Raw genomic sequence first — 23,767 nt, 5'->3', positions numbered from 1 at the left:
GCATATCGCCATTGTCAGACCTCGTCGCTGGAGTTGTGATTGCTTCATAAACACGTTTTTATCTTGTTATAAAACCCGTTCTTTATTCAGGGTTTTATTGGCGTATTTAATTTTTCCAATAACAATAAGCGTGTGCAGGTCTGGCCAGACTTTAAAGCAAATCCCGATTGTCGGAATTATTTTTTTAGACTTTTCACTATACGTTTCACATTCTAATTTATGATGGCTTTACGATCTCGCGTTGTTATTAAAGCGGCCAAGCCTGACCAAGGAAGCGGAACTCCTCAGGCACAGGGATGAGCAGTTGGATCCCAACTTACTACCTCTAAAAAATCGTCTTAGTTTCAACCTTTGAATCAAGGATAGTTCAATGAATAACCGAAATGTGTGGGTCGATTATGCCAAGGCCATTGGTATAATCCTGGTTGTCTATGGCCATGTGCTCCGCGGGCTTTTAAATGCCGGCATCATCAAGACCGATGTCGAGACGCACATGCTTGTGGACAGCATCATCTACAGCTTTCACATGCCGTTGTTCTTCTTCCTGTCTGGCCTGTTTTTCTTCAAATCGCTAACGAGTCGCGGCGGTAAGGGCGTGTTCGTCAACAAGCTGGACACGGTTGTCTACCCTTTCCTTGTCTGGTCAATCCTGCAGGGCGTAATTGAAGCCTTCCTCTCTCGCTATACCAATGGCGATGTAACGCTGGGTGAGGTGTTCTCCCTATTGTGGCGGCCCAGAGCTCAGTTCTGGTTCCTGTATGCGCTGTTCTTTGTATTTGTTTTGTCCATCGTGCTGTACGGCAGCAAATCGAAGAAGGTTTTCCTACCCATTTTCCTGCTGTCCGCCGTGGCCTACGGGCTCCAGCAATACGCGCCGCGCCAGATGCTGGTCGACTTTCTGATCCAGAACTTCGTGTTTTTCGCCTTTGGCGTCTGGTTTACCAATATTGCTGCTGCCATCGAAGCGCAGCCAGGTCGCATAGCAGCCTTTACGCTTCTGGTTACAGCGGGACTGGAGTATCAGTTCCATATCATCTCGCATCACACTTATACCGACCGCGGATGGATGTCGCTGATGGTGGCGCTATCGGCCATTCTGCTGGTTACGAGCCTGTCCATGCTGCTGGCCCGCAAACCTGTTCAGTGGTTCATTACCATCGGCACGCTGTCCATGCCGATCTATCTCATGCACATCCTGGCCGGGAGCGGCGTACGCGTTATCCTGAGCAAGTTCCTGCATGTCGATAACGTCTACCTGCATATTTTTGCAGCATGCCTTGTTGGCATTGTCGTACCGATTATTGCTGCCAAAATCATGCTGAAACTGCACATGGACTATATGTTCCAGGCACCAAAGTTAAGCTTCCTAAAAAAGCACCCAAAGCAGCCGAGTAACGATACACCCCCGGTTGCTTCTTAAAGCGTTAACTAAAAGCCCCGCCAACTATATTGGCGGGGCTTTTTTATTATTCAAACACTTACTATTATCCAGCAGTATTAATTCCCTAAAACAAAAACAGTGAGTGGATAATTAATGCCTTCCGACCTGGATACTTTATTAAAAGAACTGGAAACCTTTGGGGAAATTAACGATAGCCGTACCCATGAGCGGCCAAGTCGCATGCTGAACATCACACGTGATACGGGTGAGTTTCTTTATGTCATGGTTCAGGCTACCAATGCCAAGCGTGTCTTGGAAATCGGGACCTCCAATGGCTACTCCACTTTGTGGCTGGCAAAAGCAGCTCATACAGTGGGCGGAACCATTCGCACCGTGGAGCTTTCCGAAGCCAAAATCGAGCTGGCACGGCAGAACTTCAAGCGCTCCGGGCTCGAGGCGCTGATAACACAGCTTCACAGTGACGGCGGTGCCATCCTGGCTGCACAGGACAAGTACTCACTGGACCTTGTGTTTCTTGATTCCGAGCGCTGCCAATATTGTGGCTGGTGGCCTGACCTCAGAAGAGTCCTGCGCCCGGGCGGCCTTCTGATCGTGGACAATGCCTTGTCCCATGCCGATGAAATGGCGGCCTTCAAGGCTCTGGTTGAGAGCGATCCGGACTTTTCGACTTGCCTTGTGCCGGTAGGCAAAGGTGAGTTTCTGGCAACCCGTCGGCCTTGAACCTGCCCTGCCGGGAGCACTACGCTCCCGTGCAGAGGTTTACGCCGTCAGATTGTCCCTTTGCCAGATGAGTACGGTGTCGACTGGTGAGCCGATGTGCTTTGCTCAAGGGACAGAACCTCGAAAGTTACAGTACCCGGCGGGTTTGTGGCCGAGACACCGGAGTAATGCCCGGAGAGGTTATGCGGCTCAATAGTCTCACCGTTGAAGCGTTGGGTTGCGATTGTATAGCGCTGACCGGAGCGCCCAAGACGCTGACTCCATGACTGACCCTGGGAAACCCCATCGCCAGTATCGGATTCTTTGGCTGTCTGCAGTAAGTCACGGGTATCTATCACATCACCACCCGTAGAGCCGACCGGGGTTTCAACAGAAGCATCGCGATCTGCTGCCAGGGCGGTGTAGCTTACGGTATTGATTACTGCAAACGCTGCCATTTTCTGAAAGAGATTCATAATATTGTCCTCGCTGGCCATGAATGAGCAAGCAGAGTCAGAGTAGAAAAAGAGCTCTTAACAGCGTCTGAATCGCGGCTTAATACAGGCTGAACGAAGCCTGCATTAGCGGGAGAAGAGAACTGGCCAACGGTAAATGACCATTGGCCAGTCGGTCATCAGGCGTCCTGATGGTAACGGGTAACGCGCTCGACTTCTTCTTTGGAGCCGAGGAAGACGGCTACACGCTGATGCAGGCCTTCCGGTTGCACTTCCAGAATACGCTGGTAACCATTGGTGGCCGCACCGCCTGCCTGCTCGACCAGCATGGCCATCGGGTTGGCTTCGTACATCAGACGCAGCTTGCCGGGCTTTTCCGGTTCACGAGCATCACGTGGGTACATGAAGATACCGCCACGGGTAAGAATACGATGCACATCGGCCACCATGGAGGCGATCCAGCGCATGTTGTAGTTCTTCTCCAGTGGACCTTCCTTGCCAGCCAGCAGCTCGCTTACGTAACGCTGTACCGGCGGCTCCCAGTGACGCTGGTTGGACATGTTGATAGCGAACTCGGCAGTTGTCTCCGGAATGGAGATGTTTTCGTGTGTCAATACGAAGCTACCCAGCTCACGGTCCAGGGTAAAGCCTTTGACGCCATCACCCAGGGTCAGAATGAACATGGTCTGGGGGCCATAGATGGCATAGCCTGCAGCGACCTGCTCAGTGCCCTTTTGCATGAAGGCTTCTTCAGTGGTATCACCGTAGGTGGCACCCCCATGATCCTTACGCAGAACGGAGAAAATAGTGCCAACCGACACGTTAACGTCAATGTTGGAGGAGCCGTCTAGGGGATCGAACATCAGCAGATAAGCACCCTTGGGGTACTCACCGGGGATCTGGTGAACCTGGTCCATCTCTTCGGACGCCATGCCAGCCAGGGTGCCGCCCCACTCGTTGGCTTCAAGCAGGATTTCGTTGGACAGGACGTCCAGCTTCTTCTGAACTTCGCCCTGAACGTTTTCAGTGCCCATGCTGCCCAGTACGCCACCTAGCGCACCCTTGGATACCTCATAGCTGATTCGCTTGCAGGCACGGCCTACGACTTCGATCAGAAAACGCAGATCGGCTGGGGTTTTATGACTACGGGTCTGTTCGATCAGATAGCGGCTCAGCGTAATACGGGACATGTGAGGCTCCGGTAGAAAAGGTTCGCGCAGTGTAGCGCGGATGCTCAAGCTCCGTCTCAAGCGAAGCGGCCTACAAGCCCCACCCAACGTTCTGATTGTTCGAGAGACAAGGTCTGCACGCCGCTAGGGACGCAGCAACTCCACGGCTATGCTAACACCGCGGCCGAGCGCTAGGCTTTCGGCGCTGGAGTAGACTGCATGACCGGCTTCCAGTTCAGGTCGTGCGCTATCTAGAATGAGCGACCAGTGATGGCCGTCACGAGATAGCGCTAACCGACACGTCTGAGGATGGTTAAGCGGCTGGAAACAGAGCCATAACCGCTCTGCCCTGAGGTGCCCGGCACCGTTCATGGGCGAGAGCACCAGTGCCAATGGCGCAGATTCAGGCCTATTCCAACCCGCCTCGTCCAGGGGTTCACCCTCTGCATCGAGCCATTGCACACTAACCCAGTCACCGTGAGCGGGGCGCCCGATGAAGTGCTCGGCTTGCAACGCCTTGTATTGACGACGCAGCGCAGCCAGCCGGGCGACAAAATTGATCTGGCGTTTGCCGGTTGGGCTGCTGGCAAGTGCCCAGTCCAACCATGACAGCGGATTATCCTGAACATAGGCATTGTTGTTGCCATGCTGAGTGCGACCGAATTCGTCGCCAGCCGTCAACATCGGCGTGCCACCTGCCAGCAGCAGCGTTGCCAGCAGGGCACGCTGATCAGCTGCACGCTGCTCATTGATGTGGGGATCGTCGGTCGGGCCCTCGGCACCGTTGTTCCAACTGTGATTGTCCTGAGTCCCGTCGCGATTTTCTTCGCCATTGGCTTCATTATGCTTATGTGCATAAGTCACAAGGTCTGCCAGCGTGAACCCATCATGAGCCGTCACAAAGTTGATGCTGGCGTCGATGTTCCGGCCGTGCCGGTCATACAGATCGGCGCTTCCTGACAATCGGGTCGCCAGTGCGCCGCGCATGCCGTCGTCGCCCCGCCAGAACTTGCGAACATCGTCGCGAAAATCATCATTCCATTCAGCCCAAGGGCTGCGGAACTGCCCGACCTGATAGCCGCCCGGGCCAATATCCCAAGGCTCGGCGATCAGCTTGACCTGTTTTAGGATCGGATCTTGGGCAATGGCCAACATGAGTGGCGCGTCGACGCTAAAGCCGGTCTCAAGCCGTCCAAGTGCGGGCGCCAGATCGAAACGGAAACCGTCTACACCTGCCGCCTGCACCCAGTAGCGCAGCGAGTCCATTGTCAGCCTCAGCCCTGGCTCGCGTTGCAGCGCCAGGCAATTACCGCAACCTGCATCATTGATGTAAACCGAAGGATCATCCGGATGCAGCCGGTAATAGCCTCGGTTATCCAGTCCTCGCATACAAAAGGTCGGACCCAGCTCGTCACCTTCACCGGTGTGGTTGAACACCACATCAAGGATGACTTCGAACCCTGCCGCATGCAGCGCTGCCACGGTTTCACGTAACTCAATAATGGCGTCACGTCCTGCCAGACGGGGGTCGACAGCCATCATGGTGACGGGGTTATAGCCCCAGTAATTGCCAAGCCCAAGCTTGGGCAGATGACGATCATCCGCCCAGGCCGCAATAGGGAGCAGCTCCAGCGTAGTCACGCCAAGCTTTTGCAGATACTCGATCACAGCAGGCTGCCGAAGCCCGGCCAGTTTGCCACGCATGGTTTTAGGAACTTTGGGATGCTGCATGGTCATGCCACGCACATGCAGCTCATAGATGAGGCTTTGGCTACCCTTGTAACGCGGGCCTTCCAGCTCAAGCGGTGTTAGCGGTGCCTGAACAATGGCCTTGGGAACATGAGCCGCGCTGTCGCGATGGTCCGGGCGATCATGGTGGTCTGGATCGAAGCCATAGACACTGGGATGCAGCACGAACGGGCGGTCCACTGCTTTGGCGTAAGGATCGACCAGTAGCTTATGAGGGTTGAAGTAAAGTCCTTGAGAAGGCTGATAGGCACCGTAAGCCCGCAGCCCATAACGCTGCCCCGCCTTACCTCCCGGAAAATGCCCGTGCCAGACACTGCCTGTCTTTTCGTGGAAGACGAGTCGATGGGTTTCATGCTCGCCCTTGGCATCGTACAGGCAGAGCTCTACCCGCTCGGCCTCTGGCGCCCACACGGCAAAGTTGATGCCATCGCCGACCAGTGTCGCGCCCAGTTCAGCAGGGTTTCCGGTTTCGAGATGAGTCACGTGGCGGGGCACAGAAAATCTCCGTAAAGCAGAAAAAAGCCGGCACGCGAAAGGTGCCGGCTATTGAGACTTACAAGACTTGCCAGATATCCGTGGCGTATTCACGAATGGTTCGATCGGAGGAGAACCAACCCATGCTGGCCGTGTTGAGTACCGCTGAGCGCCACCACTCGTCCGGCTGATTCCAACGCTCCTCGACGGCCACCTGAGCATTCCAGTAGGCATCAAAATCAGCACAGACCAGGAAGCGGTCGTGCCAGGTCAGCACGTCCAGCAGCCCGTTATAGCGAGAGGGATCATCCGGTGAGAACTGCCCGCTGCGAATGGCCGAAAGCACGGCCGACAGCCGTGGCGAGCTGTTGATGATGTCCGAAGAGTTGCCCCCCATGCGCTGGCGCTCTTCAACCTCGGCCGCCTTTAGGCCAAAGATGAACATATGTTCCTGACCGACAAACTCGCTCATTTCAACGTTGGCGCCATCGAGCGTGCCAATGGTAAGTGCACCGTTCAGGCCAAATTTCATATTGCTGGTGCCTGACGCCTCGAGACCCGCTGTGGAAATCTGCTCGGAAAGGTCGGCCGCCGGGATAATGACTTCAGCCAGGCTCACATTGTAGTTAGGCAGGAACACGACCTTGAGCAGGTCACGAATGGACGGGTCATTATTAACCACCTTGGCCACGTCGTTGGCCAGCTTGATAATGAGCTTGGCCTGGTGATAGCTGGCAGCTGCCTTGCCCGCGAAAATCTTTACACGAGGCGTCCATTGCCCGTTGGGGTTGTCCTTGATGGCCTGATACAGCGCAATGGTCTGCAGCAGGTTCATCAGCTGTCGCTTGTATTCATGGATGCGCTTGATCTGCACATCGAAGATGGCGTCGGTACTGAGGGAGACGTCCAGCGTCTTTTTCACCAGTTCGGCAAAACTGTTCTTGTTATGCAACCGCTGGTAGGCAAAACGCTCTCGGAAATTGGCATCGTTGGCATAGGGCTTAAGCCGGGGGAGCGCTTTTTCAGGATCGTGCTGGACATCCTCGCCCAATACATCCACCAGAAGATCGGTCAACGCAGGGTTGGCCTGATAGAGCCAGCGGCGGAAGGTAATGCCGTTGGTCTTGTTGTTGATTCGATCCGGGAAGAGCCGGTGCATGGAGCGGAAGACGGTCTTGCGCATCAGCTCGGTATGCAATCCGGACACGCCGTTGACCTTGTGCGAACCGATAAAGGCCAGGTTGCCCATACGTACCCGACGGCCGTGGCTTTCATCGATCAGGGACACGTAAGACAGCATGGAGCCATCTGTCTCGCCCCGTGCACGGAGCGAGTCGAGGAACTGGGCATTGATCATGTAGATGATCTGCATGTGGCGCGGCAGGAGGCGCTCCATCAGATAGACCGACCAGGTTTCCAATGCTTCTGGCAGAAGGGTGTGGTTGGTATAGGACAGCGTATTGACGGTGGTGCTCCAGGCAGCGTCCCATGGCAGACCGTACACATCCACCAGCAAGCGCATCAACTCGGCTACGGCAATGGCCGGGTGAGTATCATTGAGCTGGATGGCCGCGTATTCGGGCAGGCTCATGATGTCGCCGTGCTGCTTGATATGGCGCCGGGTAAGATCCGCCAGCGAGGCGGCCACGAAGAAATACTCCTGGCGCAGGCGCAGCTCCTGTCCCGCCTCAGTGCTGTCGGCCGGATACAGCACCCGAGAGATGCTTTCAGCCCGGGCCTGATCGGCTACGGCCCCGACGTGGTCACCTGCGTTGAAAGTGTCCAGCTTGATGTTTTCCAGCGGGCGGGAGCGCCACAGGCGCAGCGTATTGGCCCCTTCCCCACCCCACCCCATGATGGGCGTGTCATAGGCAACCGCACGAACTTTCTCACCCGGCGTCCAGACCTGGCGCAAGGAGTTGCCTTCATAGGGCGTGACATGACCGCCGAACCCGATCTCGTACACGACCTCGGCACGCTCGAATTCCCACGGATTACCGAAATCAAGCCAGTTCTCCGGCTGCTCGTGCTGGAAGCCATCAGCGATGACCTGACGGAACAGGCCGTGCTCGTAGCGAATACCATACCCATGAGAAGGAATACCCAGCGTCGCCATGCTTTCCATGAAGCATGCTGCCAGACGGCCCAGACCACCATTACCCAAGGCAGCGTCCGGCTCCAGTCCGCGGATACGCTCAAGGTCGACACCCAGATCTGCCAGTGCGCGACGGGTTTCCTCCAGTATGCCCAGATTGGACAGGCTGTCGATCAGCAGGCGGCCGATAAGAAACTCCAGGGACAGGTAATAGACGCGCTTCTGGTTGGCCCGGTAAGCCTCACGCGTCCGACTCATCCAGCGATCAACGATATAGTCACGCGTCGCCAGGGCAGTCGCCATGAACCAGTCATGATCCAGGGCGTGCTCGGGGTCCTTGCCTACGTCATAGGTCAGCTTGGAAAGAATGTTGGAACGCAGAGCAGCAACTTCGTTGGGCGAGATAAAACGGGCTCTCGTCATCTAGTAACAACCTCGGCATAACGAACACTGATAGGCTGACCGGCAGGCGTGTCTGAAAGGCATTGGCGACACACATCGACCGGCCCATGATTAAGGGTGCATACCTATCTTTGTAGGTCGAAACGGCAAATAGGTCCAAGGAATCGACGACTTTTTTATGCGCCGACTCCCATTTCAGACCTCTTTATTACCACTGCCACGACACGCTGAGGCCTACAGACTGCTGGGCATCGTCTTCCCGGCTCTTGCGATAGGAATAGCTCGCACGCACTGCCACATCGTCGGTCAGCTGCTGGCTAACCCCTAGCGAAGCACGGTCCAACCGATCCGATGGCGTATAGCCCTGCAACGTATAGCTGAGTCCTGGCAGGTCAACCTGAGACATCGTAAGGTCCTGCGTACTGTCCTCGAATTCCTTTTCCCGAGCTACTTCTGCGAAAACCTGCGTTCTGGTGGTCAGCTCGAACTGCCCCTGCAGACCAGCGCCCAGGCGCCGCGAGCGGCGCTTTTGCTCGTCGATGTTCAGCGCCGTTGCTCGATCACTGTTTTCCGAATAACTGTCCACGGTAATTCGCGCGTAGTCGGCACTGATGAACGGCGACAGGTGCCAGGCGCTTTGTGGCTGGGCCAGATCAAAGCCCAGCCGCCCACTTGCCGCCCACAGATGACCGTTGGTATCGCCTTTTTCGCTACGCTCAGTCGGCCCCAGGGCGAAGGTACGCTTGAGATCGTGGTAATCCAGGTGTCCCCCGGTCAAGGCCAGGTCGGCCCACCAGTGATTCTGCTGATATTGCGCGAAGGCGGTAGCGAAATAACTGCGCAGGTCATAGCGAGAATCAGCAGCACCCACGTTCAGATCCTGCTTGTAAAACCCGGCGGCCACGCCCACACGCCAATAGTCATTCAGGCGGAAACTGCCTCCCAAGTCCAGGCTGTAGCCGTCGCCATCACCGCTCACGCTGCTGGACTGTCCATCAAAGTTCTGACGCAACCCGCCCGGCGATACGAAGGAATTCCATGTGCCTACTGGCTGCCAGTGATTGCGGTCACTCAGCCATTGCGAATACAGCTGTCCCTGATGGGCAGTCAGCGAACCGTAGGCCATTTCCGGCAGCAAGGTCAGCTCCCAGGGGGCCGCCAGAATTGAATAGGCATAGTCGGCGATCAGGCGCTGACCAGTAATCGTAGGATGCACACGGTCGTTGTAGAGCAACCGGGTCGGATCAGGGTTGGCGCTGTCGAGGCCGTAAACAGCGTTCTGCTGCGTGCAGTCATCGAAACAGGTAGCCGTCAGGTTCTGGTCGCCCGCCAGGCCGTAACGGGCAGGATCGGCCAACACTTCACTCAAAAGTCGTGGCACATTCAATGGAATGATTTGCGCATCAATGGTGGAAAGCTGTGATACCAGCTGGTTGTTGAACACAGCACTGAGCTGGGACGCAGCCGCTTGCTGCGGGGTTCCGCTCAAGGCAGGCGTAAGGCCGATATCAGGCAGCAGCCAGACCATGATGTAGCGGGCACCGGCCTGCTGCAATGCGCTGGCACTGGCAGCCAGTTGATTGGCCGCTGTCTGGGCGGTTGCAGGCGATGTGACCACACCCTGCAGGAAGTCATTTCCCCCTCCCGTCAGGTAATACAATGCGTTGGAATCAAGGCGTTGGCCCTGATCCGCCAGATCGACCAGATAGCCATCCCGGCGGCGAAGCGTCAGACCATTGGTGGCCACAACAGAGCCATTCTCCTCGGTAATCGACGCAAGGATCTGGTCGGTTCGATAACCGCCTACCGCCCAGTTGTTGCCGTCGGGAAGTCCCAACACGGAATTGATGAGCGATGTGGAAGGCCCAAGCTCCTGGCTGGAAAAGCCTAGCCGGCCGCCCAGTAGCATGACGCTGGTAGGCCCGACCGGCTCACCACTCCCCGGTTGGTACGTGGGCCCTACCCGATTGGTAAAGCGCAGCGAGGAGCCTAATGGGCCATTCAGGTCGGGAAATTGTCCCGAGTCGCTCAGGCTATCGCCAAAGACGACCAGATGACTGTAAGGGTTGGGAGCGGCGTGGGCGGCGCTGGCGAAGGAAATCGCAGCACACAGGGAGGCAAGAGCGAGACGACGGACTGACATGGCTTATCCTTGATCTTGTGGGTCAGTTCTGCTGTTTGGCAAGCGACCACAGCCTAGACCAGGATTCCGCCCTGTGCAGCTCGTACGTTAACCGGCTGACTTACAAAAAGAGAAATAGCTCACGCACGCTCACTTATCGCTGGCATTTGCCGCAATAGACACTGGCGCGTTGCCCCAGCCGTATCTCACGTAGCCCTGAGCCGCAGTTCTTGCAGAACTCACCTGCCCGGCCATAGACAAACAGCTCCTGCTTGAAATAGCCCGGCTTGCCGTCGCCACCCACAAAATCCCGAAGGGTCGTGCCCCCGGACTCGATAGCCAGTGCCAGAATGCGCTTGATCTCCTGGGCTAACCGGTCGTAGCGCGCTCGGGAAATGCTGCCCGCCGCCCGACGCGGATCGATACCGGCCGCAAACAGGGCCTCCGTCGCGTAAATATTGCCAACGCCCACCACAACGGCGTTATCCATGATGAAGGGTTTTACCGCCATGGAGCGACCACGCGACATTTCGTAGAGACGCCGCCCGTCAAACGCCTCGGTCAGAGGCTCCGGCCCCAGCGACTTGAGCAGCACATGCTCCAGAGGCTCATGGGACCACAGCATGGCGCCAAAGCGGCGAGGGTCGGTATAGCGCAGCGACAATCCTGACTCGAGTTCGATATCCACATGCTCGTGCTTAACCGGCGGCGTCCCGACCGGCACCATTCGCAGGCTGCCGGACATGCCCAAATGAGCAATCAGCGTACCTGCCTCGGCACGAATCAACAGGTACTTGGCGCGCCGCTCGACCGCCTCGATCCTCTGGCCGGACAGGCGAACATCCAGGTCTTCCGGAATGGGCCAGCGCAGCCGGGCATCACGAATGATGACGCGGGACACACGCTGCCCTACCAGGTGCGGCGCTATTCCACGCCGGGTCGTTTCGACTTCAGGTAATTCAGGCATTCAGCCCTCGACAGAGAAAACAATATGCTCTTAAAAATGGATGTGCCCAAGCCCCATTTCAAGGATGTTGTTCTTGAGCATATCGAAGTCATACTCGGACAGACCGATGTAATCCAAAACCTGATTACTGACCAGATTCCACTCGGCGTCCTGAGCCTGATTGCCCAGCACGCGATAACAGCCACAGATATGCTCGGCCATTTTCAGAATGGCCAATAGATTTTTCATCGGCACACTGCTGGCGTCACCGTCGACAAAAATCCGGTGGGCATTGTGATGATTGGAAATGGCCTCGGCGACATGGGCTGGCAAACGCCATGAGCGGGCCGTGTAATAACCGACGACCGCATGGTTGGTGTTGAAGTAATGGTTTTCCGTATCCACGACACGCCTTTCAGGCCCAACCCGTCCATAAGCCTCCTCCAGCACTTCCATATAATGAGGAAAGCGCCCTAGCATCAGCGGTATGCCGCAGTTATGAAAGAGCCCAAGAGCGTATGCCTCATCCGGAGCCTGATAGCCTGTCCGCTTGGCCAGTGTCAGGCAGGTTTCCGCCACATCCTGGGCGGTGTCCCAGAAGCGGTTTAGCGTCACGATCGTCTCATCACTCATCTCGCTCTTGATGGACTGCGCGTTGATGAGATTGACGACGGAATTGATCCCCAGCAGGTTGACGGCCCGCTGGATAGACGTAATCCGGTTGGCCAGCCCGAAACAGGGTGCATTGACGAGCTTGAGCAGCGCGCCTGCCAAGCCGGGGTCCTGGCTGATCAGCTGCGCAATCACCTTGAGACTGGGATCCGGGGCAAGCTGCTCAAGTTGTAGATCAACCATGACCTGCGGTTGAGGCGGGATGGTGATTCCCTGAAGCGCCTGGCGAATCTGCTCGGGTTGAAGCTCTAGCGACATGGATCAGATACCTGTGAATGACCTCACATTTTAGCCCACCCTACGCTCAGCAACCACTGATCACTGGAGGAACTTGCCTGCTTTCCCGGGTTCGACTCATACAGAAGCCGTGGAAACGCATCTCCACTTAATCCTAGATCACATAGCTTACGGAGGTTCCATGATGGCATCGTTAGAAGGCAAAAAAGTAGCAATCCTGGTAACTGACGGTTTCGAGCAGGCCGAGCTGACCGGTCCCAAGGAGGCCCTCGAGAAGGTAGGCGCCAAGACTCATATCATTTCTGCCAAGTCTGGCACCGTCCAGGGTTGGAACCACACCGACCCGGCGGACACATTCAATGTCGACCTGACGTTCGATGCTGCCAACATCGGCGACTATGACGCGGTGGTTTTACCAGGCGGCGTCGTCAACTCAGACACCATTCGCACCGATGAGCGTGCGCAGACTTTGGTCAAAGAGGCCAGCAGCAGCGGCAAGCCGATCGCCGTGATCTGCCATGGTGCCTGGCTGCTGATTTCCGCCGGTCTGGTGGATGGCAAGACCATGACTAGCTGGCCTTCGCTGACCGATGACCTAAAAAATGCCGGTGCCCAGTGGGTGGATAAGGAAGTCGTCGTGGACGGAAAACTGGTCAGCAGCCGCAAGCCTGATGACATTCCCGCGTTCAATCGCGAGCTGATCAACATGATCGCTGCCTGATCTCCAACCTGCCTGATCCATGGCCCGCGCTGTATCAGCCGGGCCATTTTTCATCCGTACGTCGTGTTTCTCTCTATCTTTGAGACTGATCTTCAAGCGCGAAGGCGCCGTGCCGCCCGGGCAGGTATACTTCGCCCCTTTTTCTTGGAGTCCCTCAAATGTCCTTGCCCAGCCTGCGACTGAAAGCCAATGCCGAGCGCCGTCTGCGCGCCGGGCACCTTTGGGTCTACAGTAACGAAATTGACGTGGCAGCCACTCCGCTGACCGCTTTCCAGGCCGGCGAACAAGCCGTTCTCGAAGCTGCTGGCGGCAAGCCGATCGGTATCGTTGCCCTGTCCCCACACAACCTGATCTGCGCGCGTCTGATCTCCCGCGATACCAAGCATGTACTGGACAAGTCCCTGCTTGTCCATCGCCTGAAAGTCGCCCTGAGCCTGCGTGAGCGCCTGTTCGATAAACCGTTCTATCGCCTCGTCTACGGCGACTCGGACCTGCTGCCTGGCCTGGTGGTGGATCGCTTTGGCGATGTCATCGTGGCTCAGCTGGCATCGGCCACCATGGAGCGTCACAAGGATGATGTGCTGGCTGCACTGCTTCAGGTGCTCAAGCCAGCGGCCGTATTGTGGAAAAATGACTCTAGTGCTCGAGAAGCCGAGGGCCTGCCCCGCTATGTCGAGTCCGCCTACGGTGACGTACCGGAATGGGCTGCCCTGGAAGAAAACGGCGTGAAATTCGAAGCGCCTATCGTTGAGGGCCAGAAGACCGGCTGGTTCTATGACCATCGCATGAACCGTGCCCGCCTGGCACCTTATGTACAAGGCAAGCGCGTTCTGGACCTGTTCAGCTACATTGGTGGCTGGGGCGTGCAGGCCGCTGTATTCGGTGCCAGCGAAGTGATGTGCGTGGATGCCTCCGGCTTTGCCCTGGATGGTGTAGAGCGCAATGCGGCCTTGAACGGCGTTGCCGAAAAGATGGCCTGTGTAGAAGGCGACGTGTTCGAGGCCCTGAAGGAGCTGAAGGCTGCTGACGAGCGCTTCGACGTGATCGTGGCCGACCCGCCCGCCTTCATCAAGCGCAAGAAGGACGTGAAAAACGGCGAGGCCGCCTATCGTCGTCTCAACGAGCAGGCCATGCGCCTCTTGAACAAGGACGGCATTCTGGTCAGCGCCTCCTGCTCGATGCATCTTGTTGAAGAAAACCTGCAGGAAATCCTGCTCAGCAGTGCACGTCACCTGGATCGTCATATCCAGCTGATCGAGCGTGGTGCCCAGGGCCCTGATCATCCGGTCCACCTTGCCATCCCCGAGACCCGCTACATCAAGAGTCTGACCTGCCGTATCCTGCCCAGCTGATCCCACGCTCTGGCCGTCCGATCCTTACCGGACGGCCAGTCACCGATTCAGTCCGACCAGTGCCATCCACAACGGCACGGTTACGACAGCCAGAACGGTTGAAAGAAACACCGTTGAGCTGACGACACGGTTTTCCTCAGGCGTCCGGGCAAATGCCAACACGTTTACCCCGCTCGGGCAGGCGGCCATCAGCATCAGCACACTCCGTGCTGCACCGCTCAAGCCCGGCAGCCACAGGCATACCGTCCAGACTACGAAGGGAAAGACCAGCAGCTTTATTGCCGTCAACCCGACAACGGAAAGGCTCGGCCTTAGCCGGTAGCGTGAAAGGTTCACGCCTAGCACAATCAAGGCGCAAGGCAGACCGGCTTGTGCCAGCCAGGTCGCGATTTGCCATATCGGGCCCGGCAAAGTTAGCCCCGATACATTCACGGCAGCCCCCAGCAAAAGTCCGACGATCAACGGGTTTGCCAGACTCATCAGCAGCTCTGGGATGCTAACCTTTTCCGTGCCGCCAAAGGCCGTATAAAAGCTCTGCATGGCAAACAACGTCAGGCTATGCAGCGCCAGAATAGCGAACACATAGACGAGATTTTCCTCCCCCATCAAATTGACGACCAGAGGAATACCGATCAGGACATTGTTCGAATAACTGGCCGTCAATCCGAACGCCGTAGGCTCACGCCGACGCCAATGCACAAACAGATTGACCAGTAGAAACACCAGCAGGACCGGGCCGAAATATCCGAGCAGCAGTAAAGGTGACAAACCATGGCGCAAGTCTGCTTTGGCAATTCCCGTGAGCAGCACAGCCGGCATGAACACCTTGAACGCCAGTTGGGTCAGCCCACCTATAGACTCTGGCGTCAACCACTGCCGCCACCCTAATACATAACCCAGCACAATCAGTCCGAATACGGGCATGATTGCGAGGACAACCACCATGTACGTCTACTCCTTGCCTTAACCATCGGGACGCCGGACTGAGGATTCAGACGCCATGAACATGCCTACCGATGCAAGCTAGGACAATCGCAGCGGATAGCTGAGCAGCAGAACATGCAGCACATTGACAGCCAAATGCAAGGCCACGGCCATACTCAGTCGCCGTCCACTCCGCTCGAATATCGCGCCGTACCCCAGAGCCGCCACGGCAGCAACCAAGGCAAAACCGGCACTGAATGGCCAGTGCGCCATGCCAAACAAGACTGCCGTTACCAACAGACCTGCCCAGAACCCAAACCGATCAATCAACCCGCGCTGCAGCAGGGCTCGAAACAGCAGCTCCTCCGCCAGTACCGCAACGCCCAGATTAAGAGAAAACCAGGTCCAGAACAGTGCTGGCCATTTGGGCTGGAAGGCCACTAATCCCATTCCTAACGCTAGGGCAGGCACTACGGCAAGAGTACCGACAGCAATCAGCACGCATGGCCTGACCTGCAGCATACGCCGCGTATCGTACGGAACCGCCTTGCCAAGCCACCAGGCCAGTAGCGTCACTCCCACCAGTGCCTTATCCCAGCTTAACCTTAGCCACACTGGCCCGGCGTCCGGGCTGTATTGCAGCGGCCCGCCGAGCACATGAGGAGAGAATCCCGGCGCGACATGAATGGCGAGCGCAACACTGGATGCCAATGCCCCAAACCACCATAGCCAGGACGGCAACCGCCCCTCGCTCAGCACCCAGCCGACATAAAGTGCTCCGGTCAACAACCCCGCTTCGTCAATATCGCCCAGCCCATAGCCCAGCGCCAGCAAAAGTCCGGGAAGCAACACTTGTAGATGAAACGGCATGGCTACTCCCAAACAGAAGATGACAACGTAACATCGTGCAGCATGCTAACCGAGCCTTTTGCCTGACCGAGCGGACAGGTTCGGCAAGTCGCGATAAACTGTGCGGCTGCTTCTGGATGGACCAGCACCATGACTATCGCTTTACCCGCACGTGCCTGTGGTATCGACTTTGGCACGTCGAACTCCACCGTCGGCTGGCTGCGGCCCGACTCGGATATCCTCATACCTTTAGAAGACGGCAAGGTGACGCTTCCCTCGGTCATTTTCTTCAATGTGGAAGAGCGCCGTCCCGTCTACGGCCGTCTGGCGCTTCATGAATACCTGGAAGGCTATGAAGGACGCCTCATGCGCTCGCTCAAGAGCCTGCTCGGCTCCAAACTGCTCAAGAGCGAAACCAGCATTCTAGGCAGTGCCCTGCCCTTCAAGGACCTGCTTGGCCTGTTTCTCGGTACGCTGAAAAGCCGCGCCGAAGCCACGGCCGGACGTGAGTTCGACAGTGTCGTGTTGGGCCGACCTGTCTACTTTGTGGATGATGATGAAACCGCTGACCGCGAAGCCCAGGACACATTGGTTGCCGTAGCGCAAAAGCTAGGCTTCAAGGACATTTCCTTTCAATTCGAGCCTATCGCGGCAGCATTCGACTACGAGCGAACACTGAATCAGGAAGAGCTGGTGCTGATCGTCGACATTGGCGGCGGTACGTCCGACTTTTCCCTGGTACGTCTGTCACCCGAGCGCCGGCAGCTGGCGGATCGACAATCGGATATTCTCGCCACCGGCGGGGTACACATCGGTGGTACCGACTTTGACAAGCAGCTTAGCCTGCAGGGCGTCATGCCGCTTTTCGGCTATGGCAGCCTGATGAAAAGCCAGGCACTGATGCCTACCAGCCACTTCATCAACCTGGCGACCTGGCACACCATCAATACCGTATACAGTCAGAAGGCACAGCTTGCCCTTAAGGACATGCGCTACGACGCTCAGGACACGGCCGGGATGGATCGCCTGTTCAAGCTGATCGAGCAGCGCGCCGGGCATTGGCTCGCGATTCAGGTGGAAAACAGCAAGATAGAACTGACCCATGCCGATCGGTTGAGTCTGGACCTGTCGCATATCGAGAAGGACCTGTCTGCTGAATTGACCCGCCCATTGTTCGAGGAGTCAATCGCTCAGCTACTGGCGCGCATTCAGTCAAGCGTCAACCAACTACTGGCCTCGGCAGGCGTTTCCCATGAGCAGATCAATACGGTCTTTTATACCGGCGGCTCGAGTGGTATTCCGGCGCTGCGCCATAGCATTGACCAATTGCTGCCCCAGGCGCGCAAGGCAGAAGGCGATCAGTTCGGCAGCATTGGTAGCGGTCTTGCCATCGAGGCCTTCAAGCGCTACGGCTAGGCCATACAGCAACCTGACCTATTAAGGCAGTTGAACTCGACCAATCGAAACAGGCTCAACTGGAGATATTCCTCATGGGCCTGTCCGGGCGAGACACCTCTATCTACAAGGAGACCACCATGCCGCTCAGTATCACCGAGCTTCCAGCGTTTACCGTCATGGGCCTGGAGTACACGGGCGAAGGCCAGGGCGGCAGCATTGCACAGCTCTGGCATGACATTACGCATCGGCTAGCCGAGCTGCAACTGCCTAGCGCCCCGCAACAGTGGTTCGGTCTGACACTCAGTCCGCCCCCGGGTGTGCTGCGCTATCTGGCCGGTATAAAGGTCGACGAGAACACACCCGTACCGGAAGGCATGCTCCGTTACACGGTGCCTGCGCAGAAATATCTGCAGTTCACCCACATCGGAACGACAGACACGCTCCCAGATACCTACGAGTATCTGTATGCCCGCGTCCTGCCTGAGCGTGGTCTGGAACCCAAGAAAGCCGTCAGCTTCGAGCGGTACGACGAGCACTTCAAGGGGCCGGATAACCCAGCCTCTGAAGTGAACCTGTACATCCCGATCTACTAGGCCTTCCGATCAGCCTGTCAAGACATCACCGGAGCCTGTGATGATCACGCCACCATGGGCGGTTGCGCTGCCCAGGTAAGCCAGCGGCTGGCCATTGACGAATACGGTAGCACTTCCTACCGCCACGGTATCACCGCAAGCGCTGGAGTCACCGACACGCAAGGCAGGTAGGGAGTTGATCAGAACGTCGGGGGAGCCAGTCACGGTCGGGTTGGGGCCGTGGCCCGTCATGGGGCAGGCGTTGACGTCGGAGAGACGAGCAGCGGGGTTGGCCATGTGCGCTTTCCTTGTGGACATGAAAGCGCACACTTTACCGCGGATCAAGAAAAAATACCGTGCCCGTGCACAGAAACCCAAGCGTCTTTTTCTTAGCCGGTGGCCTGTTCCTTGATACTGGACAGGTAGGTTCCTGTCGGCGGACGCTCACTGAAATAATGATGGATACCGCCAAAAATGGATTGGGCTAACGCCTTCTGATGACGTGGATTCAGAAGCTTCTGGCTGTCTCGATCATTCGACATGAAGCCAGTTTCCACCAGAATCGACGGAATATCCGGCGACTTGAGCACGGCAAAACCGGCTTGCTCGACGCGTTTCAGATGCAGACCTGTGACATTGGATAGGCTGTTCAGGACACGGTCTCCCAGATCGAGACTCGACGAGATCGTGGCATTCATGGACATATCCAGCAGTACGCCCGCCAGGACCGGGTCCTTGTTTTTCAGGATCTCATTGGCACCAATCAGGTCGACATCGTTTTCCTTGTTGGCCAGCCAGCGTGCCGTTGTCGAGGTCGCCCCATGTTCGGACAGGGCATATACCGAAGCTCCTGAAGCCGTGCGGCGCGGCGCAGCATCGGCATGCACGGAGATGAACATGTCTGCGTTGTACTTGCGCGCAACATCCACACGCTTGCGCAGCGGAACGAAGAAATCATCGTTACGTACCAGCTTGGCCTTGTAGCCCTTCTGCTGATTGATCATGCGCGCAAGATTTTGCGCAATGATCAAGGCGACATCCTTCTCGCGGTCCCCGCGTTGGCTCAGCGCGCCTGGGTCCTTGCCACCGTGACCGGCATCGACGACCACAATAATGTCGCGGCCTTTGCCAGCCCTTGTCACGACGGGGGCGGATGCGAGCATTGCCTCAGGCTCCGGTACAGGGATGCTCGGTACCTGGGCAGGCTTGAGATCCAGCACCAAACGATGCCCTGCATTCTCGGCAGGCCCGAGCAGGAAGCTATCCAGGGTAACCGGCTGGGAAAGTTCGAGGACGACACGGGTATCGGATGAGCCGAACGGGGCACTTCGAATGGAGCGCACCGGGGTATTCTTGAGCGGCACATTGTTGAGTGCGGCTACCTGTTGCGTATTGGCTAGATCCAGGATGATCCGGTCAGGCGCACTAAGTCTGAACGTCTTGAATCGGACAGGCCCGCTCAGATCGAAAACCAGGCGAAATTTATCCGAATCCAACCAGGCGCGTGCGCTGGTCAGACGCTGAGGAAGCGCCAGCACTGGAAAAGCAGCGGGTAGTGTCAGGCTGGCCAGGAGCAGGTTGAGCAAGCGGCGGCGATTCATGCGACCCTCTGACATAGCAAGTAATATTTTGAAATATTATAACGATACCAATGCGGCGCATGTTTAGATAGCGCGCACGACGTCCAAATCAGTATTTCTTCCTTTTAAATCGGAAGGATAGGCACTTTTTTTAATGTCATCTATAGATAGACCGACAAGCCGACAAGGGGTCATTTCAGCGCGTAAACGGCAGACAGGACTCTTCTAGAGCAGGAGGAGGAATCAGTCTGCTGACCAACCGGCATTTCGAGTGCCAGCTTGAATAACGAGCTCAGATCGGCAAGCTGTTGAGTCTGCACGACATTTGGCCGTGCGCTGTCAAAGTCCGTCGGCTTTCAGGCGAAGCGCATGGTCGGTGTAGAGCGCTACCGGATTGACGCCATGCCCTATCGCACCGGCCAGTTGATTGATGATATCGAGGTGATCAAGCGGATAATCGGAGCGGATGACTTTCCCCAAATGTGAACTGAATCGCCCAACGAATCCATCGTTTTGATTTGCTTCCAGCTCGAAGCAGCGAGACAGGCGCACACACATGCTATGGGTAGGGTCGAGCCGATTGGCACCTCGGTCCGTCAGCTCCGGCACCAAAATACCGGACCAGGAGTAATAACGGACGTCATTGACGACAGGAGCACCTTCACCGCCCCAGGTAGCGGGAAGTCCTTGCGGGTATTTATCGTTGAACGCTGCCACGCCTTCGGTGGTAAGTGACTCATGACTGGCAATCGCGCTCTGGGGATAACCATTACTGCGATCCAGAAAGGCCATGAACTTGGCCATGCATTGAACATACTCAGCGGCCAGATGCGCCTTCAGACTACTGGTACGCATGGAGAGCTGGAGCATATCGGCCAGCTCCGACCCATGATTGGGACCTGCTACAGAGGTGACTGACGCAACCCGCTCAGGACGAATGGCGGCTGCGTAGCGCGCGGTCAGGGCTCCTTGACTGTGACCGATCAGATTGACCCGCTCGGCCTTGCTGTCGCGCACGATATCCTCGATAAGCGCAAGCAGCTGTTCCCCCCGCACTTCGTTGCTATGAGCACCGGAAAGCCGTACCGGATAGACCTTGACCCCCATGGACTCCAACGCCGAAACGATGCCATACCAGTATGGATAGCCTGCAATTTCCACAAACCCCAGCAGACCATGGACCAACACTAGCGGATAGCGGGTCAGGTTTTGATGCTCGCTCATGCCACTCCCAGAATTACCCTCTGACCAGTCAACCGTTGGATCTCAATCATCACGGTTGTTTCTTCCTAGGGTACGCCTCTTTATTTGAGACCGTTTCGTTGAACATCACGAATTCAGTGAATTTCTGGGCAACGGCACGCTCAAAGAAGTGACCGGTCATCAACGACCTTATAGGAGAATCATATGTACAAGAAGACACTCGCCGTTGTTGCTCTCGCTGCCGTGGCCGCTGGTTGTAGCTCCGTCAAGGAAAACGTCGATACGGCCAAGGATCGTATTGAATACCGTGAACAACCACTGGTTCGCGACGTGAAGACAGGCATGACCAAAGAGCAGGTGCTGCAGATTGGTGGTACCCCATCCACCCAATACACACGCAAGGTCAAACCAGGCTCCTGCAATAACTACGTACTCAACAGAGACGGCAAGGAGCAGGTGTTTTCGGTAGGCTTTGACAGCGCGGGTCGCGTCGATAGCAAAGGTTTCGAAACATGCGAATCGGCCGATCATTACTGATTAGCCGCTCTACGCTTTCGGTAACGACCGCTTCCGGTCGTGTCATGTCTGATACGACCGGATGGCGCGTATGAACAACGCGACATTTCGTTTCTACGCACGCCTCAATAACTTTTTACCTCCGGCTCGCCGCCAGCGCAGCTTTACGCTCAGCTGCAACCCGAATTCCACCGTCAAGCACATGATCGAGGCTCTGGGCGTTCCGCATCCAGAAGTCGAATTCATTCTGGTGAATGGTAAATCCGTAGGGTTTGACTATCTGATACAACAGGATGATCGGATAGCAGTCTACCCGCCCTTTTATCGGCTGGAAGTAGAAGATGCTGTCCCCTTGCGCGATCGGCTAACGGCGTTTCGCTTCATTGCCGATGCCCATATGGGCGCGCTAGCGCGGCTGTTACGACTGGCTGGATTCGATACGCTGTATTATCCGGCCATTCATGACAATGAAATTGCCAATTACTGTGCGCGAGAACCTTATATTGTCCTGACCCGGGACCGCGAACTGCTCAAGCGAAGCCAGATTGTCTACGGCTGCTACGTCCGCTCAAACAAGCCTGAGGCACAGCTGCGCGAAGTATTCGAGCGCTACAACTTGGCTGACCATGCTGCGCCCTTCAGCCGGTGCCTAGTCTGTAACGATACCCTTCATTCCGTCGATAAGAGTGTCGTCCTCGATAGCCTGCCGCCACTCGTGCGGGAGCGTCATGATTATTTTTTGAAATGCTCGGGCTGTGATCGTGTCTATTGGGAAGGCACCCACTGGGAGAACCTGCAAGCCCAGCTGAAAAGCCTGCTTAATCCAACGTCCGATACCTGATCAAGGAATTCTCATGCGCCTGTTAACCCTTCTGGCTGCCGGCCTGTTTGCACTCGCGTCCAAGCCCGGACATGCCGATGATTGGAAAACAGCCTGGACAGCCCCCGTGCAGGCAGCCTACCCCAACGGTTCGCCCATCGCCCAGCCAAAGCTGGAAGGTATTATTTCGGCTAGTGGGGCTCAAGATCAAAGTATCCGGCAGATCATTCGACCTAGTGTATGGGGAGGCCAGGCACGCCTGCGATTCTCGAATACCTTTGGCAACAGGCCCATTACCTTGCGCAGTGTCTATATCGGGCAACCTTTAGGGGGCGCAGCTCTGGTACCGGGCAGTAATCGCCCGGTCAGCTTTGACGGCCAGAGCGAAATTCAGCTTCAACCTGGTGAGACTCGCTGGACGGATCCGGTCCCGCTACCCAAAGCACCTTCCCACACCCTGGCGGTAAGCTTTCATCTCGCTGGGAACAGCGGCCCGCTGAGCTGGCATGCTGCAGCGCTCGCAACCTCCTATTTCAGTGTTCGCGGCACCGACCACGCCGCCGAGGAGCAGGAAAGCGCCTGGCCCCTTACTACGACCTCGACGTTCCTGCTCGACGCGGTTGATATCCAGGCACCAGACGTTGCGCGAGTCATCGTAGCCTTGGGCGATTCCATTACCGACGGTACCGGCTCAACACCCAATGGATATGACAGCTGGCCAGACATCCTGAATCGTCGCCTCGCCCAGTTGGCACCAGGACAGTACTCGGTAGTGAATGCCGGCATTTCTGGCAACGAGGTCGCAGGCCCTCTGAATGAAAGCACCCGGCAAGGCTACGGTGGCGGTCCATCTATCATGGATCGTCTGGAACGGGATGTATTAAGCCTTTCTGGTGTAACAGACGTTATCTGGATGGAAGGTATCAATGATTTTTCACCGGGTACTGGTGCGTCCGTCGAGGTCGTCGAGACAGCCATGCGCAATGCGATTGAACGTATGCGCAAAGCGTTGCCCGGTGTACGCCTTCACGGCGCGACCCTGACCAGCAGCCTGGCGGCCAATCCTGCAGACCCGGCCTTTCAGGAGCAGGATCAGAAACGTATGGCACTTAATCGCTTCATAAAGGAAAGCGGTCTGTTTGAGTCGATCATTGACTTTGATGCGGCCACGCTCGATCCCACTACGGGCGGCCTGCGTGCAGAGTTCATTCCCAGCAGCGCAGGCGGCCCTGGCGATGGACTGCATCCAAACCGGGCAGGTTATGTGGCGATGGCAAATGCTATTGATCCAAAGATCTTTGGGCTGCACGCAAACAAATGACGCCTTCTTGAACCGTGAAAGCGCAAGCCAAGACATACCCTTTGTCGTGCGCTTTCCTCTTTGAACAAATGCGGAGTAGAATCGGGAGA

General features: G+C 56.6%; 21 protein-coding genes. 9 read left to right on the top strand and 12 right to left on the bottom strand.

The features are described from left to right. Positions 1-370 precede the first annotated feature (370 nt). The gene (locus tag JQR86_RS04035) at positions 371-1,420 is read left to right on the top strand and encodes an acyltransferase family protein (protein ID WP_434154375.1); all 1,050 of its coding nucleotides are present in this window, start codon (positions 371-373) and stop codon (positions 1,418-1,420) included. A gap of 114 nt (positions 1,421-1,534) precedes the next feature. Further along, entirely contained in the window at positions 1,535-2,122 is a 588-nt protein-coding gene (locus tag JQR86_RS04030; protein WP_010795541.1) for an O-methyltransferase, read from the top strand. A 47-nt stretch (positions 2,123-2,169) separates the two neighbouring features. Here JQR86_RS04030 and JQR86_RS04025 read toward each other — a convergent pair whose 3' ends face one another. The 7 genes from JQR86_RS04025 to JQR86_RS03995 all read right to left on the bottom strand — a co-directional run bounded on the left by JQR86_RS04025 (position 2,170) and on the right by JQR86_RS03995 (position 12,389). Beyond that, positions 2,170-2,577: a hypothetical protein gene (locus tag JQR86_RS04025; RefSeq protein ID WP_434154374.1), complete on the bottom strand. Its 408-nt coding sequence runs from the start codon at positions 2,575-2,577 to the stop codon at positions 2,170-2,172. Positions 2,578-2,735: 158 nt separating this feature from the next. Then, positions 2,736-3,746, bottom strand: a complete 1,011-nt coding sequence (locus tag JQR86_RS04020) for a class 1 fructose-bisphosphatase (RefSeq protein WP_010795543.1) — start codon at positions 3,744-3,746, stop codon at positions 2,736-2,738. Between the two features lie 123 nt (positions 3,747-3,869). Further along, on the bottom strand, positions 3,870-5,969 hold the full coding sequence (gene glgX / locus JQR86_RS04015; protein WP_434154373.1) for a glycogen debranching protein GlgX: 2,100 nt from the start codon (positions 5,967-5,969) through the stop codon (positions 3,870-3,872). A 58-nt stretch (positions 5,970-6,027) separates the two neighbouring features. Then, entirely contained in the window at positions 6,028-8,466 is a 2,439-nt protein-coding gene (locus tag JQR86_RS04010; protein ID WP_434154372.1) for a glycogen/starch/alpha-glucan phosphorylase, read from the bottom strand. A 187-nt stretch (positions 8,467-8,653) separates the two neighbouring features. Further along, positions 8,654-10,588 (bottom strand): esterase EstP, encoded by a 1,935-nt coding sequence (gene estP, locus JQR86_RS04005; RefSeq protein ID WP_434154371.1) that lies wholly within the window; start codon positions 10,586-10,588, stop codon positions 8,654-8,656. Between the two features lie 133 nt (positions 10,589-10,721). Continuing rightward, positions 10,722-11,534 (bottom strand): bifunctional DNA-formamidopyrimidine glycosylase/DNA-(apurinic or apyrimidinic site) lyase, encoded by an 813-nt coding sequence (mutM, locus tag JQR86_RS04000; RefSeq protein WP_010795547.1) that lies wholly within the window; start codon positions 11,532-11,534, stop codon positions 10,722-10,724. 30 nt (positions 11,535-11,564) lie between these two features. Continuing rightward, complete coding sequence (locus JQR86_RS03995; protein ID WP_371106371.1) at positions 11,565-12,389, bottom strand: HDOD domain-containing protein; 825 nt, start codon at positions 12,387-12,389, stop codon at positions 11,565-11,567. 214 nt (positions 12,390-12,603) lie between these two features. Here JQR86_RS03995 and JQR86_RS03990 point away from each other — a divergent pair, with 214 nt between their 5' ends. Together JQR86_RS03990 and JQR86_RS03985 are read left to right on the top strand one after the other, a co-directional pair. Further along, entirely contained in the window at positions 12,604-13,143 is a 540-nt protein-coding gene (locus tag JQR86_RS03990) for a type 1 glutamine amidotransferase domain-containing protein (RefSeq protein WP_010795549.1), read from the top strand. Between the two features lie 158 nt (positions 13,144-13,301). Next, the gene (locus tag JQR86_RS03985) at positions 13,302-14,495 is read left to right on the top strand and encodes a class I SAM-dependent rRNA methyltransferase (RefSeq protein WP_010795550.1); all 1,194 of its coding nucleotides are present in this window, start codon (positions 13,302-13,304) and stop codon (positions 14,493-14,495) included. Between the two features lie 39 nt (positions 14,496-14,534). Here JQR86_RS03985 and JQR86_RS03980 read toward each other — a convergent pair whose 3' ends face one another. Further along, entirely contained in the window at positions 14,535-15,440 is a 906-nt protein-coding gene (locus tag JQR86_RS03980; RefSeq protein ID WP_434154370.1) for an AEC family transporter, read from the bottom strand. A 78-nt stretch (positions 15,441-15,518) separates the two neighbouring features. Continuing rightward, the gene (locus tag JQR86_RS03975) at positions 15,519-16,289 is read right to left on the bottom strand and encodes a CPBP family intramembrane glutamic endopeptidase (protein ID WP_150346731.1); all 771 of its coding nucleotides are present in this window, start codon (positions 16,287-16,289) and stop codon (positions 15,519-15,521) included. Between the two features lie 129 nt (positions 16,290-16,418). On the opposite strand from JQR86_RS03975, the gene JQR86_RS03970 reads away from it, so the two are divergent. Together JQR86_RS03970 and JQR86_RS03965 are read left to right on the top strand one after the other, a co-directional pair. Then, positions 16,419-17,684 carry an Hsp70 family protein gene (locus JQR86_RS03970; RefSeq protein ID WP_239382642.1) on the top strand — a complete coding sequence of 422 codons (1,266 nt, stop codon included), beginning with the start codon at positions 16,419-16,421 and terminating at the stop codon, positions 17,682-17,684. 119 nt (positions 17,685-17,803) lie between these two features. Beyond that, positions 17,804-18,259 carry a GyrI-like domain-containing protein gene (locus JQR86_RS03965; protein WP_239382640.1) on the top strand — a complete coding sequence of 152 codons (456 nt, stop codon included), beginning with the start codon at positions 17,804-17,806 and terminating at the stop codon, positions 18,257-18,259. Between the two features lie 9 nt (positions 18,260-18,268). Here JQR86_RS03965 and JQR86_RS03960 read toward each other — a convergent pair whose 3' ends face one another. From JQR86_RS03960 to JQR86_RS03950, 3 genes are all read right to left on the bottom strand, one after another. Next, entirely contained in the window at positions 18,269-18,535 is a 267-nt protein-coding gene (locus tag JQR86_RS03960; RefSeq protein ID WP_010795556.1) for a PAAR domain-containing protein, read from the bottom strand. Between the two features lie 92 nt (positions 18,536-18,627). Next, positions 18,628-19,839: an N-acetylmuramoyl-L-alanine amidase gene (locus tag JQR86_RS03955; RefSeq protein ID WP_010795557.1), complete on the bottom strand. Its 1,212-nt coding sequence runs from the start codon at positions 19,837-19,839 to the stop codon at positions 18,628-18,630. 318 nt (positions 19,840-20,157) lie between these two features. Beyond that, on the bottom strand, positions 20,158-21,042 hold the full coding sequence (locus tag JQR86_RS03950; RefSeq protein WP_404627227.1) for a lipase family alpha/beta hydrolase: 885 nt from the start codon (positions 21,040-21,042) through the stop codon (positions 20,158-20,160). A 183-nt stretch (positions 21,043-21,225) separates the two neighbouring features. Here JQR86_RS03950 and osmE point away from each other — a divergent pair, with 183 nt between their 5' ends. The 3 genes from osmE (at position 21,226) to JQR86_RS03935 (ending at position 23,678) form a co-directional block, all read left to right on the top strand. Continuing rightward, entirely contained in the window at positions 21,226-21,558 is a 333-nt protein-coding gene (gene osmE, locus JQR86_RS03945; RefSeq protein ID WP_010795560.1) for an osmotically-inducible lipoprotein OsmE, read from the top strand. 70 nt (positions 21,559-21,628) lie between these two features. Then, positions 21,629-22,378, top strand: coding sequence for a Mut7-C RNAse domain-containing protein (locus tag JQR86_RS03940; RefSeq protein ID WP_312270358.1), 750 nt, complete (start codon positions 21,629-21,631; stop codon positions 22,376-22,378). Between the two features lie 13 nt (positions 22,379-22,391). Next, positions 22,392-23,678: a GDSL-type esterase/lipase family protein gene (locus tag JQR86_RS03935; RefSeq protein ID WP_404627225.1), complete on the top strand. Its 1,287-nt coding sequence runs from the start codon at positions 22,392-22,394 to the stop codon at positions 23,676-23,678. Positions 23,679-23,767 lie beyond the last annotated feature (89 nt).

This window comes from Pseudomonas sp. JZ134 (assembly GCF_051027695.1).
Taxonomy (GTDB): domain Bacteria; phylum Pseudomonadota; class Gammaproteobacteria; order Pseudomonadales; family Pseudomonadaceae; genus Chryseomonas; species Chryseomonas luteola.
The sequence above is the reverse complement of the archived record's forward strand: the minus strand, read 5'-3'. Positions and strand labels throughout refer to the sequence as shown.

Coding starts and splice junctions, on each gene's coding strand:
- JQR86_RS04035 (WP_434154375.1), top strand. CDS start 371: ATGAATAACCGAAATGTGTGGGTCGATTATGCCAAGGCCATTGGTATA.
- JQR86_RS04030 (WP_010795541.1), top strand. CDS start 1,535: ATGCCTTCCGACCTGGATACTTTATTAAAAGAACTGGAAACCTTTGGG.
- JQR86_RS04025 (WP_434154374.1), bottom strand. CDS start 2,577: ATGAATCTCTTTCAGAAAATGGCAGCGTTTGCAGTAATCAATACCGTA.
- JQR86_RS04020 (WP_010795543.1), bottom strand. CDS start 3,746: ATGTCCCGTATTACGCTGAGCCGCTATCTGATCGAACAGACCCGTAGT.
- JQR86_RS04010 (WP_434154372.1), bottom strand. CDS start 8,466: ATGACGAGAGCCCGTTTTATCTCGCCCAACGAAGTTGCTGCTCTGCGT.
- estP (WP_434154371.1), bottom strand. CDS start 10,588: ATGTCAGTCCGTCGTCTCGCTCTTGCCTCCCTGTGTGCTGCGATTTCC.
- mutM (WP_010795547.1), bottom strand. CDS start 11,534: ATGCCTGAATTACCTGAAGTCGAAACGACCCGGCGTGGAATAGCGCCG.
- JQR86_RS03990 (WP_010795549.1), top strand. CDS start 12,604: ATGATGGCATCGTTAGAAGGCAAAAAAGTAGCAATCCTGGTAACTGAC.
- JQR86_RS03985 (WP_010795550.1), top strand. CDS start 13,302: ATGTCCTTGCCCAGCCTGCGACTGAAAGCCAATGCCGAGCGCCGTCTG.
- JQR86_RS03980 (WP_434154370.1), bottom strand. CDS start 15,440: ATGGTGGTTGTCCTCGCAATCATGCCCGTATTCGGACTGATTGTGCTG.
- JQR86_RS03975 (WP_150346731.1), bottom strand. CDS start 16,289: ATGCCGTTTCATCTACAAGTGTTGCTTCCCGGACTTTTGCTGGCGCTG.
- JQR86_RS03970 (WP_239382642.1), top strand. CDS start 16,419: ATGACTATCGCTTTACCCGCACGTGCCTGTGGTATCGACTTTGGCACG.
- JQR86_RS03965 (WP_239382640.1), top strand. CDS start 17,804: ATGCCGCTCAGTATCACCGAGCTTCCAGCGTTTACCGTCATGGGCCTG.
- JQR86_RS03960 (WP_010795556.1), bottom strand. CDS start 18,535: ATGGCCAACCCCGCTGCTCGTCTCTCCGACGTCAACGCCTGCCCCATG.
- JQR86_RS03955 (WP_010795557.1), bottom strand. CDS start 19,839: ATGAATCGCCGCCGCTTGCTCAACCTGCTCCTGGCCAGCCTGACACTA.
- JQR86_RS03950 (WP_404627227.1), bottom strand. CDS start 21,042: ATGAGCGAGCATCAAAACCTGACCCGCTATCCGCTAGTGTTGGTCCAT.
- osmE (WP_010795560.1), top strand. CDS start 21,226: ATGTACAAGAAGACACTCGCCGTTGTTGCTCTCGCTGCCGTGGCCGCT.
- JQR86_RS03940 (WP_312270358.1), top strand. CDS start 21,629: ATGAACAACGCGACATTTCGTTTCTACGCACGCCTCAATAACTTTTTA.
- JQR86_RS03935 (WP_404627225.1), top strand. CDS start 22,392: ATGCGCCTGTTAACCCTTCTGGCTGCCGGCCTGTTTGCACTCGCGTCC.